Consider the following 12,169-nt stretch of genomic DNA (forward strand, 5'->3'; position numbering starts at 1 on the left):
TTCACACGTCGCAAGGGCCTGTGGCGCAGTCTGGTAGCGCACCTCGTTCGCATCGAGGGGGTCTGGGGTTCAAATCCCCACAGGTCCACAGCGAGCCGTATACGGGTAACACCGCAGGCGGTTGACGAATCCCGTCCGATCATTTCGATCGGGCGGGATTTCGTCGTTTCCGGGAGGCGTCGGCCGTCCGTCCCCGCCGTGTGCGCCGATGGCTCATCGCCGTGGCCGCCGACAGGACTGCGCAGGTCCGGCCGGGGGTCGGCCCGTGAATATCTGTCGCCTTCTCTACAGTTCTCGGCCAGTTCTGTAGAAAAGAGCCCCATCTCCGCTTCTTGTCGCGGCAGTTCCGGCTGGGCCAGAGTTCGAGGCGCGGCGACAGGAACATGTCATCGCCGCCGGGCAGTGTCCATGGAACACATCGCGCTTCCCCAGGCGCGGTGTGGCCACCCCCCCCATTGTCTGGACGCTCGCCTGCGTAGCGGAAGGAATCGCGTGAAGCACAGCAGGAAGAAGAACGCGCGCAGATACATCGTGGCCGCCTCGATCGGCGCGCTTCTGTCGGCCGGAGTCGCCACAGGAGCCTATGCCGGTACGACGACGGAACCCTCGGCTCCGGCGTACCAGTCGGAGATGGTCCAGGCGCTCGCCAAGACCCTGGGCGTCAGCGAGAAGGCCGCCGTGGCGCGGCTGGACCGGGAAGCCGATCAGCAGGACCGGTTCGCGGAGCTGCGGAAGGACCGGGTCAGCACGCTCGGGGCCTTCTTCGCCAAGGACGGTTCGCTGATCGTCAACGCCGCCGACGCCGAAGCGGCGAAGGACGTCCGGGCCGCTGGCCTCCGGGCCCGGGTCCCCGAGCGCGGGGAGAGCGAGCTCGACCGCATCAAGGCCGCGCTCGACGCCAAGGCGCTCAAGAGCGCCCCGGCCGGGGTGTCCGCGTGGTCGGTGGACCTTGCTTCGGACACCGTGACCGTCGAGGTCAACGGCGACTCCGACGCCGCCACCCGCAGCTTCCTGAAGGCCGCGAAGAGCAACGGTGACGCCGTCCGCGTCGTCCAGGGGCAGGAGAAGCTGGAGACCCAGGCCGTCGTTCCGCCCGGCAGCCGGATGACCTTCAACGGCTACCTCTGCTCCGTCGGTTACGGCGCGAAGGACCGCAACGGCAAGCAGGTGCTCGTGACCGCCGGGCACTGCATCGAGGACCTGCCCGAACTGGCCTACAACGGCACGCGCTTCGCCAAGGGCACCCACACCCGGTTCGCGCTGGGCACCCGCAGCGTCGACATGGGCATCGCGGCCGTCGACTCCGGCAACTCGATCGGTCTCGACGTCACCACGTACGGGAAGGCCGGCACCGTCCCGGTCAAGGGCAGCGATCGGGCCCCCTCGGGCGCGGCGCTCTGCAAGTCCGGCCAGACCACCAACTGGACCTGCGGCAAGGTCGGCTCGTACAACGTCAGCGTCACCTACACCGACCAGAACGGCGGCCCGGACACCGTCGTGACCGGCCTGGCGAGCTCCAGCGTCTGCACCCAGGGAGGGGACAGTGGGGGCGCGTACATCTCCGGTGACCAGGCCCAGGGCATGACGTCCGGCGGTCCCAGCAACCAGCGCTGCAACGGCCAGGTCAACTCGCCCGGCTCCTCCTACTTCCAGCCGCTCGACGACGCCCTCGCGTACTACGGGCTGACGCTCAACACCAAGTAGCCGTACCGGAGAAACCGACCGGCACGGGGCCACCCCCCAGACGCGGGAGACCGTCCACTCATCCTGGGCGGTCTCCCGTTCCACTTGTTCCCGTCCCGTAGTCCCACGCCACCCCGTGCACACCGGGTTTGCACCGGGAGGTGAGCACATGGACGTTGTGCGCGTCGCTCAGCGGGATGCGCCGCCGGCCGCGGGGCGGGGCGCCGACCTTCTCCCGGACATAGCGGTGGCAGTCCGACGGGAGGGCGCCGGGGTGGAAGAAGACCTGCTGGAGGTACTCGTGGAGGTTCGTCCGCGACCAGCGTTCGTAGTGCGTGGCCGGGGTCTCGGAGGGGCTCACCTCGACCGCGTAACTCACCACCGTGGTGTCCAGCTTGGCCAGCTCCCGGCCGAAGTGGATCTCCAGCACCAGGGATTTGAGCCCCTTCAGATATGTGGCCTCCACGAGGCGTCCGCAGGTGACCTTGATGTCGACGGGCTCGGCCGCCTCGTCGTCGAAGCTCAGGACGAAGATCGCCCGGTCGGCCCCGGCCCGGCTGGCCCGCAGCACGTTCGTGGTGGAGATCCCGCTCAGCGTGCCGCTCTCGCCCACCTGCACGATGTCGTGGACGACCAGCGAGCTGGTCTCCTGGTTGAAGTGGCGGAAGCGCGCGCCGAGCGCCTTCTCCACCACCGAGTCCTCCCCGAGGATCTGGAGCGCCGCCCCCTCCGCGCCGGGCGGGGTGATCCGGCCGCGCGGGCGGCGCGGTCCGAGCAGCGAGCGCAGGGCTCCGGCGGGCAGCTCCAGGATCTCCTCCAGCACCTCCACGGCCCGCAGGGACCGGGCCCGTTCGGGCTGGCTGCGGCCGCGCTGCCAGCTGCTGAGGGTCGCCTGGCTGATGGTGATGCCCCGCACTCTGAGCCGTTCGCTCACCCGCTCCAGGGACAGCCCGCGGCGGTTCAGCGCCTCCCGCAGGACGCCGGGGAAGGTGTCGGCGCCGGTCGCGGCCGCGTGCAGGGCCGAGGTGGTGATGGCCTCGCCCGTGCGCGCCGCTGTGACATGCGCCTCGGTGGCCCCGGGCGGCGCGGTGTCGTGGGCGGCACGGCTCCCCGTGCCGCCCACGGCCTCCGGGGCGTGGCCCGCTCCGCCGCCGGCGGCCTCCGGCAGCACGACGTCGGTGTCCGTTCTGCTCGACATGTCCCTCCCGTTTTCCGGCGGTCTCTCGGCGGGCCGGCCGACGGGCCCCCGCATACTGGTTGACCACCGGACGGGGGACGGATAACAAAACCCCCAGGGGTGACCTGTCCCACACCCCCTCGGAGCCGCGCTCACGCGTCTTCGGCCGGTCCGGGACGCGAGCACGTGGCGAACGGAACGCACGTGGCGAACGGAACGAAGGGCGTGAACGGCGTGGACAGCACCGCTCTGGTCATCGCGGCGAGGAACGGCGACCGGGCCGCCGGGGAACGGCTGGCCGCCCAGTACCTCCCCCTGGTCTACAACGTCGTCGGACGCGCCCTCAACGGCCATCCGGACGTGGACGACGTGGTGCAGGAGACGATGCTCCGGGCCCTGTCCGGACTGCCCTCGCTGCGCGATCCGTCCCGTTTCCGCTCCTGGCTCGTCGCCATCGCCATGAACCAGGTCCGCACCCGCTGGTCCGGGCTCGGCCATCGCCCCGCCCCGCTGGAGGCGACCGAGGACCCCGCCGACCCCGCCGCCGACTTCGTCGACCTGACGATCCTGCGCCTCGAACTCTCCGGGCAGCGGCGCGAGACGGCCGAGGCCACCCGCTGGCTGGACGACGCCGAGCGCGATGTGCTCTCCCTGTGGTGGCTGGAGACGACCGGCGACCTCACCCGGTCCGAGCTCGCCGAGGCGCTCGGCCTCTCCCCGCAGCATGCCGCCGTACGCGTCCAGCGGGTGAAGAACCAGCTCGACGTCGGCCGCGCGGTAGTCCGGGCCCTGGCGTCCGACCCCCGCTGCCCGGCCCTGGAGGAGCTGCTGGGCGACTGGGACGGTACGCCGACGCCGCTGTGGCGCAAGCGGATCGCCCGCCATGTACGGGGCTGCGCCTCCTGCTCCGACGGCAGTGCGGGGCTGGTCCCGCCGGAGGGCCTGCTCTCCGGGCTCGCCCTCGTGCTGCCGCTCTACGACAGCGGGCAGTCGGCGGCGGTGGCCGTCGCCTCCTCCGCCGCACCGGCCGCCGCGGCCCCCTCCGCGTCCGTCGCGTTCTCGGTCGGGAAGGCGGCGGGGCTGATAGCCGGCGCGGCCGCCGTGACCGCCCTCGCCGTACTGATCTGGCCCTCCGCCCCCGCCCCGCCCGAATCCCGGGGCGGGGGCGTCACGTACAGCCCTTCGCCCCCGCCGCCCGCGGCCGCTCCCGCCGAGCCGCTGCCCACTCCCTCCACGGCCTCGCCCTCGCCCTCGCCGAGCCGTACGGCCGCCCGCTCCCGGCCGCCCGCCGTCTCCCCGTCGCCCTCCGCCTCGCCCGCGCCCACCGAGCCGCGCCCCGGTCCGGACGACCGCGTGGTCACCCGGGTCAACACCCTGCGCGCCGCGAACGGCTGCCCGGAGCTGGCGACCGACCCCCGGCTGACCGAGGTCGCCCAGCGGCACTCCGAGGACATGGCCGCACGGAACTACTTCGACCACACCGACTCCTCGGGCCGGGGCGCGGGCGACCGGGTCGGCGCCACGGGCTACGACTGGTCGGCGGTCGGCGAGACCATCGCGACGGGGATGAGCGATCCGGCCGCGGTCGTCGAGGAGTGGCGCAACAGCCCCGGCCGCGACGACGACATCTTCAACTGCGACTTCGTCCACGTGGGCGTGGGCATCGCCGACTCCCCGCGCGGCCCCTACTGGACCCAGGTGCTGGCCACCCCGAGGTGAGCGGCCGGGCCGGTTGTCAGTGGTGGGTGCCAGACTCGGTGGGCATGGAGAGCAGCGTGCAACTGAGAGATGTCGTACCAGCGGACCTGGAGGTCTTTCTCGCCTACGAGAACGACCCGGAGGCGGCCCGGAGATCGCGGTTCGCCCCCCGGGAGCGGGACGCGTTCATGGCGCACTGGAAGGCGAGGGTGCTGGGGGACGCCACCGTCTTCGTGCAGACGGTCGACGTGGACGGCGAGCCGGCGGGGAACATCGTGGCCTGGTGGGAGGAGGAGCGGCGCTTCATCGGCTATTGGTTCGGCCGTTCGTACTGGGGCCGGGGCATCGGCACCGAGGCGCTGACCGCGTTCCTGGAGCGGGAGACGGCCCGCCCGCTGTACGCGGACCCCGTCGTCGACAACACCGGCTCGGTGCGCCTGCTGGAGAAGTGCGGGTTCACGGCGACCGGCACGGTAAGGCACGGGGAGAACGAGCACGTGGTCCTGGTGCTCGGCGGGAGCGCGTGACCAACCTCGTTGTCCGGGTGGCTGCTTGAACGTGGGGCGGCGTACGCTTTCCGGACGCCGGTGCAGGTCCCGGCTCTGGTTTCCGTACGGAGGAGTGGCTGCTGTGACGTCCGCCCCGCATCGCGATCCGATCGACACGAGCAAGCCCCATCCGGCGCGCGTCTACGACTGGCTGCTCGGCGGCAAGGACAACTACGGGGTCGACCAGGAGGTCGGGGAGAAGCTGCCCGCCGAGGCGCGGGCCAACGCCGCGCGCAACCGGGCCTTCATGCACCGGTCCGCCGCCTGGCTGGCGCAGCAGGGAGTGGACCAGTTCCTGGACGTGGGCACCGGGATACCCACGGCGCCCAACCTCCACCAGATCGTCCAGCGGGTCACCCCGACGGCCCGGATCGTGTACGCGGACAACGACCCCATCGTCCTGCGGCACGCGGAGGCGCTGCTGGTCAGCAGCCCCGAGGGGGCGACGGACTATCTGCACGCCGATGTGCGCGAGCCGGAGACGATCCTCGAACAGGCGGCGAAGGCGCTGGACTTCGACCGGCCGATCGCCCTGTCCCTGATCGCGCTGATGCACTTCCTGCGGGACGAGGAGGATCCGTACGGGATCACACGGACGCTCGTCGGAGCGCTGGCCCCGGGGAGCTTTCTGGTGCTGTCGCACGGCACGGCCGATCAGCACCCGGAGCTGCGGGAGGAGACGGAGAAGGCGTACCGGAAGGGGGCCATCGCCCTGCGCATGCGAACCCATGCGGAGGTCGAGCCGTTCTTCGAGGGGCTGGAGCTGGTCGCGCCGGGTCTGGTGCCCGCCGCCGAGTGGTATCAGGAGCCGCCCGCGCCCGCCCGGGAGCGCAGTGGGTTCTACGTGGGGGTCGCGCGGGTGCGCTGACCCGCGCCCGGGACCCGCTGACCGGCGCCTGCCTCGGGTGCCGGAGCCCTGCCCATGCCTGCGCGCGTGCCCCCGTGTCGGGGCACGGGATCATGCTCCGGGCTGCTGGAGCGGCTTGGCCATGCAGATGCTGCTCTCGTACTCCCGGTAGTGGCCGAACTTCGCGCACACCGTGTAGCCGCTGGACGCGTACAGCGCGATGGCCTCGGGCTGCTGGTCGCCGGTCTCCAGGACCATCCGGGTCCGGCCGGCGGCGCGTGCGTCGTCCTCCAGGGCGGCCAGCATCCGCCGGGCCAGGCCTCTGCCGCGCCCCTCGGGGATCACGAACATCCGCTTGATCTCGGCGTCGCCGTCCAGGTAGCCCTCGGCGTTGAGGTTCTGGGTCCGCCAGCCGCCGGTCGCCACCGGGCGGTCCAGCTCGTCGTAGGCGAGCAGGTACAGGCCGCGCGGCGGCAGGAACATCGAGGGGTCGAGCGGTGTGATGTCGCCCCCGTCGCCGTAGCGCTCGTCGTATTCGAGCTGCACCTGGTCGTTGAGTTTCACGGCGTCGGGATGGTCGAAAGGGCGATTCTGAATATTCATGCTGGATATCGTACATCTATGCGTAGGGGTGGAGTAGGTACTGTTCCGGGATGCTCACAGTGACCTCCGTGAATGTTAATGGGCTCCGCGCCGCCGCCAAGAAGGGCTTCGTCGAGTGGCTGGCGGGGACCGACGCCGATGTCGTCTGCCTCCAGGAAGTGCGGGCCGAGCTCGCCCAGCTGCCCGAAGGGGTGGGCGCCCCCGAGGGCTGGCACACCGTCCACGCGCCCGCTGCCGCCAAGGGCCGCGCCGGCGTCTCGCTCTACTCGCGGCAGGCCCCCGAGCGGGTCCAGATCGGCTTCGGCGGCTTCGGGGTCCCCGGGGCGGAGGAGTTCGACGCGAGCGGCCGGTATGCGGAGATCGACCTCCCCGGTCTCACCGTCGCGAGCCTGTATCTGCCCTCGGGCGAGGTCGGCACCGAGCGCCAGGACGAGAAGGAACGCTTCATGGCCGCCTTCCTGCCCTACCTTCAGGGGCTGAGGGCGCGGGCGGCGGCGGACGGCCGCGAGGTCGTGGTCTGCGGCGACTGGAACATCGCCCACCAGGAGGCCGACCTGAAGAACTGGAAGGCCAACCGCAAGTCCTCCGGCTTCCTCCCGGAGGAGCGGGCCTGGCTGACCCGGGTCCTGGAGGAGGCCGCGTACGTGGACGTCGTGCGGCGGCTGCACCCGGACGTCGAGGGGCCGTACAGCTGGTGGTCCTACCGCGGGCGCGCCTTCGACAACGACAGCGGCTGGCGCATCGACTACCAGATGGCGACCCCGGGCCTGGCCGGGCGTGCGGTGAAGGCCTGGGTCGAGCGGGCGGCCACGCACGGCGAGCGCTGGAGCGACCACGCGCCGGTGACGGTCGTCTACGAGCGCTGAATCCGGGCGCGGGCCCCGTCAGTCGGGCCGGGGCGGCTGCGTGCCGTCCTCGCGGCGCAGTCTGCGGTCCAGGGCCATGGACAGCTCGGCGTCCACCACCGCGCGGGCCAGTGGACGGAGTTGGGCCGGTTCGGTCTCCGTGGTGTGGGCATGCAGCACGCGTACGAAGATTTCCGCGAGCGCGTCCGCGTGCTCGCGGACGCGGCGGCCCGAGGAGAGCACCGTGGACAGCGGCACCCCTTCCCGTACGAGCTCGGCCGACACCTCCAGGAGGCGGCGGCTGATGTGCACGATCTCGTCCCCGTCGGTGGCGAGATAGCCCAGGTCCAGCGCGGTGGCCAGGTTCTCGGGTGTGACCTCGCCCTCGAAGTAGTCCGCGAGCTGCTCGGGGGTGAGGCGGACCGGGGTCTCCTCGGTCGGTTCGCCCAGGCCCAGCACCTCGGCGACATCGCGGCCGCTCTCGAAGGTGGCCGCGAGGTCGGCGATGCCGTTGAGGGTGTGGCCGCGCTCCAGCAGGGCCGCGATGGTCCGCAGCCGGGCCAGGTGGTGGTCGTCGTACCAGGCGATGCGGCCCTCGCGGCGAGGTGGCGGGATCAGCCCGCGCTCCCGGTAGAAGCGCAGGGTCCGCACGGTGATGCCGGCCTCCTTGGCCAGCTCCTCCATGCGGTATTCGCGGTGCTCGCGTCCTTCAGCCACAGGGGCACCCTATGTTGTACCGCCGGTAACTTTCCTCGGTCCGCCCCCTACCCATCAGTACGGTCCTGCTCTACTCTCCGAACAATGCCAGTGATTGCTGGCAGAGTCACGTGACGTACCGCGGGAGGCGGCAGTATGGCCCAGCAGGAGCACGTACGTGTGGCGGTGATCGGAACCGGATTCGGGGGCCTGGGGGCCGCGGTCCGGCTGCGCCGCGAAGGCATCACCGATTTCGTCGTCCTGGAGCGGGCCGACTCGGTGGGCGGCACCTGGCGCGACAACAGCTATCCCGGCTGCGCCTGCGACGTACCGTCCCATCTCTACTCCTTCTCCTTCGCACCCAACCCCGACTGGCCGCGCACCTTCTCCGGACAGGAGCACATCCGGGCCTACCTGGAGCGCGTCGCCGACACCTTCGGGCTCCGCCCGCACATCCGGCTGAACCACGAGGTGAAGCTGATGAGCTGGGACAAGGAGCACCTGTACTGGGTGATCGAGTCGGCCGACGGGTCCGTCCTGCACGCGGATGTCGTCGTCTCCGCCACCGGACCCCTCTCCGACCCCAAGATGCCGGACATACCCGGCCTCGACACCTTCCCCGGCAAGGTCTTCCACTCCGCGCGCTGGGACCACGACTACGACCTGGCCGGCAAGCGCGTCGCGATGGTCGGCACAGGCGCCTCCGCCATCCAGATCGTCCCGGCGATACAGCCGAAGGCCGCCAGGCTCACGCTCTTCCAGCGCACCCCGCCCTGGGTGATGCCGCGCATGGACCGTGCCATCAGCAAGGCGGAGCGCGCTCTGCACCGGGCCGTCCCCGTGACCGGCACGGCGCGCCGCGGACTGCTGTGGGGCCTGCGGGAGTTGCAGGTCAGCGCCTTCACCAAGCACCCCGACCAGCTCGGGGTGGTGGAGAGGATAGCCAAGTCCAACATCGCGCGGGCGATCAAGGACCCGGCCCTGCGGGCCAAGCTGACGCCGGACTACCGCATCGGCTGCAAGCGGATCCTGCTCTCCAGTACGTACTATCCGGCGCTCGCCCGGCCCAATGTGGATGTCGTGGCCTCCGGTCTCAGCGAGATACGCGGCTCCACGGTCGTGGCCGCCGACGGCAGCGAGGCGGAGGTCGACGCGATCGTCTTCGGCACCGGCTTCCATGTGACGGACATGCCGATCGCGGAGCGGGTCGTCGGCGAGGAGGGCATCACGCTCGCCGAGTCCTGGAAGGACGGGATGAAATCCCTGCGCGGCGCGACCGCCGCCGGCTTCCCCAACTGGATGACGATCATCGGCCCCAACACCGGGCTCGGCAACTCCTCCATGATCCTGATGATCGAGTCCCAGCTGAACTACATGGCCGACTACGTGCGGCAGTTGAACGTGCTAGGCGGACGCGCCGCGCTCGGGGCCCGCTCCGGCGCCGTCACCGTATGGAACGACCGGGTCCAGCAGCGGATGAAGCGCACCGTGTGGAACACCGGCGGCTGCACCAGCTGGTACCTGGACGAGGCGGGCCGCAACACCACGGTCTGGCCCGGCACCACGAGTGAGTTCCGGCGGCAGACGCGTTCGGTGGACCTCGCGGAGTACGACGTCATCCGGGCCGGCACGGCGGGCGGCGCCCAGCGGGCCGCCGGGACCGGGCGCGTACCCGAACAGCCCGGCCGCACCGACCGCGAGAGCGTGACCGCCGCCACGGAGGCCGATTCCGTCGCCGAGGAGGCCGCACGATGAGCCGCCTCCTGCACCGCGACGCCCTACCGCCGGTGCCCGCCGCCGAGTCGACCGCGCGCTCCGCCGACGGTTCGCGGATCCACGTCGAACTGCACGGCCCCGAGGACGCCCCGGCCGTCGTCCTGGCCCACGGCTGGACCTGCAACACCCGCTTCTGGGACGCCCAGATCCGCGATCTCGCCGCCGACCACCGGGTCATCGCCTACGACCAGCGCGGCCACGGACTCACCCCCGAACCCGGCCCCGGCGGCTACAGCGTGAACGCGCTGGCCGACGACCTCGAGGCGGTCCTCGCCGCAACGCTCGCCCCCGGCCGCAAGGCGGTGCTCGCCGGGCACTCCATGGGCGGGATGACGCTGATGGCCGCCGCCGCCCGCCCCGGACTGCGCGAGCACGCGGCCGCCGTCCTGCTCTGTTCCACCGGCAGTACGCGGCTGACCGCCGAGGCGCGCGTCCTGCCGCTCCCCGCGGGCGCGCTGCGCACCCGGCTCACCGCCGCCGTACTGGGGGCGAGGGCACCGCTGGGGCCGGTCAATCCGGTCTCCAGGAAGATCCTCAAGTACGCCACGATGGGGGCGGGTTCGGCTCCGGAGCGGGTCGACGCCTGCGCCCGCATCGTGCACGCCTGCCCGCGCCGCGCGAGGGTGGAGTGGGGTCATGTGCTGGGCGAGCTGGACCTCGCGGCGGGCGTGCGCGAGCTGCGGGTGCCGACCGCGGTGATCGTCGGCACGGACGACCGGCTGACCCCGCCGGTCCACGCGCGGGCCATCGCCGCCGCCCTGCCGGTCGGCCTCGGCCTGACCGAGCTGGCCGGCCTGGGGCACATGACGCCGGTGGAGGCCCCGGAGGCCGTCACGGCGAAGATCAGGGAGCTGGTCGGCCGGTACGTCGCCACGGGGACGGCCGCCACGTCGGAGAAGGAGGATGTCGCATGAGCAGCAAGCGGAATCTGGAGGGCCAGGTCGTCGTCGTGACCGGCGCGGCCCGGGGCGTGGGCGAGCTGCTGGCCCGCAAGCTGTCCGCCCGCGGTGCGACGCTGGCGCTCGTCGGCCTGGAGCCGGACGAGCTGAAGCACGTCTCCGAGCGGCTGCACGGCGAGAGCGACCACTGGTTCGCCGATGTCACCGACCATGAGGCGATGGCTCAGGTGGCGCGCGAGGTGAAGGAACGCTTCGGCAAGGTCGACGTGGTCGTCGCCAACGCGGGTGTCGCCTCGGGCGGCCCGTTCGCCGACTCCGACCCGGACGCCTGGCGGCGGGTCATCGAGGTGAACCTCATCGGCGGGGCGGTCACCGGACGGGCCTTCCTGCCGGTGCTGATGGAGAGCCGCGGCTACTTCCTCCAGATAGCGTCGCTGGCGGCGATCACCCCGGCCCCGATGATGACCGCGTACTGCGCGTCCAAGTCGGGCGTCGAGGCCTTCGCGCACAGCCTGCGCGCCGAGGTCGGCTACAAGGGCGTCGGGGTCGGCGTCGGCTATCTCTCCTGGACCGACACGGACATGGTGCGCGGCGCGGACCAGGACGACGTGATGCGCGAGCTGCGCCAGCGGCTGCCGTGGCCGATGAACCGCACCTATCCGCTCGGCCCGGCCGTCGACCGGATCGTCGACGGCATCGCGCGGCGTTCCCCGCATGTGTACGCCCAGTGGTGGCTGCGCGGCATGCAGTCGGTGCGCGGCTATCTGCCCTCCGTCATCGCGATCGGCGGACGGCGCGAGATGCGGCGCTTCGAGCCGCGGCTGCACACGGTGTCGAAGGGGCTGGTGGGGGCCGGGGGAGCGGCGGACCAGGACGCGCGTGCGGCGCGCACTGACTGACCGTAGCGGTACGAAATGCGTGGAATGTCAGGCCGTGCAACGCTGGGCGAGGCCCCGCAGGGGGCCATCCCCACGTACCCCAGGCATCCCACAGGAGTGAACAGCATGGGTATCGCAGACCAGTTCAAGGACAAGGCGCAGGAGCTCGCCGACCAGGCCAAGGAGAAGGCCGGCCAGGGCAAGGACCAGGCCAAGGACCGGGCTTCCCAGGACCGCGACCAGGAGTCGGACTCCTCCTCGGGCATGAAGGACCGTGCCCAGGACGCCGCGGACCAGGCGCGCGAGCGCTTTGACCGTTGACGGTCGCTGAAGTGTGACGCGTGCGCGCTGCGCTGTGCGCGTGCGTACGCGTCGCGTCAGGAGGCGCACCCGGGTGACCGGGTGCGCCTCCTTCTTTGTCCTCAAGCGCCGGACGGGCTGGAAAAGATGTCCTCAATCGCCGGACGGGCTTGAGGGGGTGCCGGGCGGGCTTGAAGGGGCGGCGGAGAGGCTTGAGGG

The 12,169-nt window shown here is 71.6% G+C and carries 12 protein-coding genes and 1 tRNA gene; 10 read left to right on the forward strand and 3 right to left on the reverse strand.

Translation table 11 applies throughout. The features are described 5' to 3' along the window. Positions 1-14: 14 nt before the first annotated feature. Positions 15-88: transfer RNA gene (locus tag ACH4UK_RS26605), tRNA-Ala, on the forward strand. Between the two features lie 404 nt (positions 89-492). Continuing rightward, the gene (locus ACH4UK_RS26610) at positions 493-1,704 is read left to right on the forward strand and encodes a S1 family peptidase (RefSeq protein WP_398360259.1); all 1,212 of its coding nucleotides are present in this window, start codon (positions 493-495) and stop codon (positions 1,702-1,704) included. Positions 1,705-1,762: 58 nt separating this feature from the next. Here the strand turns inward: ACH4UK_RS26610 and ACH4UK_RS26615 are convergent, their stop codons facing one another. After that, positions 1,763-2,881, reverse strand: coding sequence for a multiprotein-bridging factor 1 family protein (locus tag ACH4UK_RS26615; RefSeq protein ID WP_398360261.1), 1,119 nt, complete (start codon positions 2,879-2,881; stop codon positions 1,763-1,765). A 183-nt stretch (positions 2,882-3,064) separates the two neighbouring features. On the opposite strand from ACH4UK_RS26615, the gene ACH4UK_RS26620 reads away from it, so the two are divergent. From ACH4UK_RS26620 to ACH4UK_RS26630, 3 genes are all read left to right on the forward strand, one after another. After that, a complete protein-coding gene (locus tag ACH4UK_RS26620) occupies positions 3,065-4,579 on the forward strand; it encodes a sigma-70 family RNA polymerase sigma factor (RefSeq protein WP_398360263.1) in 1,515 nt (504 codons plus the stop codon). Positions 4,580-4,623: 44 nt separating this feature from the next. Further along, positions 4,624-5,085, forward strand: coding sequence for a GNAT family N-acetyltransferase (locus ACH4UK_RS26625; RefSeq protein WP_398360265.1), 462 nt, complete (start codon positions 4,624-4,626; stop codon positions 5,083-5,085). A gap of 103 nt (positions 5,086-5,188) precedes the next feature. After that, positions 5,189-5,974: an SAM-dependent methyltransferase gene (locus tag ACH4UK_RS26630; protein WP_398360267.1), complete on the forward strand. Its 786-nt coding sequence runs from the start codon at positions 5,189-5,191 to the stop codon at positions 5,972-5,974. 90 nt (positions 5,975-6,064) lie between these two features. Here ACH4UK_RS26630 and ACH4UK_RS26635 read toward each other — a convergent pair whose 3' ends face one another. After that, entirely contained in the window at positions 6,065-6,556 is a 492-nt protein-coding gene (locus tag ACH4UK_RS26635) for a GNAT family N-acetyltransferase (RefSeq protein ID WP_398360269.1), read from the reverse strand. A 50-nt stretch (positions 6,557-6,606) separates the two neighbouring features. Between ACH4UK_RS26635 and ACH4UK_RS26640 the strand changes: the two genes are divergently transcribed. Then, entirely contained in the window at positions 6,607-7,422 is an 816-nt protein-coding gene (locus ACH4UK_RS26640; protein ID WP_398360271.1) for an exodeoxyribonuclease III, read from the forward strand. A gap of 18 nt (positions 7,423-7,440) precedes the next feature. On the opposite strand, the gene ACH4UK_RS26645 is transcribed toward ACH4UK_RS26640, so the two are convergent. Beyond that, positions 7,441-8,085 (reverse strand): MerR family transcriptional regulator, encoded by a 645-nt coding sequence (locus tag ACH4UK_RS26645; RefSeq protein ID WP_398360628.1) that lies wholly within the window; start codon positions 8,083-8,085, stop codon positions 7,441-7,443. A gap of 168 nt (positions 8,086-8,253) precedes the next feature. Here ACH4UK_RS26645 and ACH4UK_RS26650 point away from each other — a divergent pair, with 168 nt between their 5' ends. The 4 genes from ACH4UK_RS26650 to ACH4UK_RS26665 all read left to right on the forward strand — a co-directional run bounded on the left by ACH4UK_RS26650 (position 8,254) and on the right by ACH4UK_RS26665 (position 11,971). Next, the gene (locus ACH4UK_RS26650) at positions 8,254-9,852 is read left to right on the forward strand and encodes a flavin-containing monooxygenase (RefSeq protein ID WP_398360272.1); all 1,599 of its coding nucleotides are present in this window, start codon (positions 8,254-8,256) and stop codon (positions 9,850-9,852) included. Then, on the forward strand, positions 9,849-10,787 hold the full coding sequence (locus tag ACH4UK_RS26655; RefSeq protein WP_398360274.1) for an alpha/beta fold hydrolase: 939 nt from the start codon (positions 9,849-9,851) through the stop codon (positions 10,785-10,787). The genes ACH4UK_RS26650 and ACH4UK_RS26655 overlap by 4 nt, the downstream gene beginning before the upstream one ends. Beyond that, positions 10,784-11,671, forward strand: a complete 888-nt coding sequence (locus ACH4UK_RS26660; protein ID WP_398360276.1) for an SDR family oxidoreductase — start codon at positions 10,784-10,786, stop codon at positions 11,669-11,671. The genes ACH4UK_RS26655 and ACH4UK_RS26660 overlap by 4 nt, the downstream gene beginning before the upstream one ends. Positions 11,672-11,776: 105 nt before the next feature. Continuing rightward, positions 11,777-11,971 (forward strand): hypothetical protein, encoded by a 195-nt coding sequence (locus ACH4UK_RS26665; protein ID WP_398360278.1) that lies wholly within the window; start codon positions 11,777-11,779, stop codon positions 11,969-11,971. Positions 11,972-12,169: the final 198 nt, after the last annotated feature.

Source organism: Streptomyces sp. NPDC020884, from assembly GCF_044333935.1.
GTDB lineage: Bacteria > Actinomycetota > Actinomycetes > Streptomycetales > Streptomycetaceae > Streptomyces.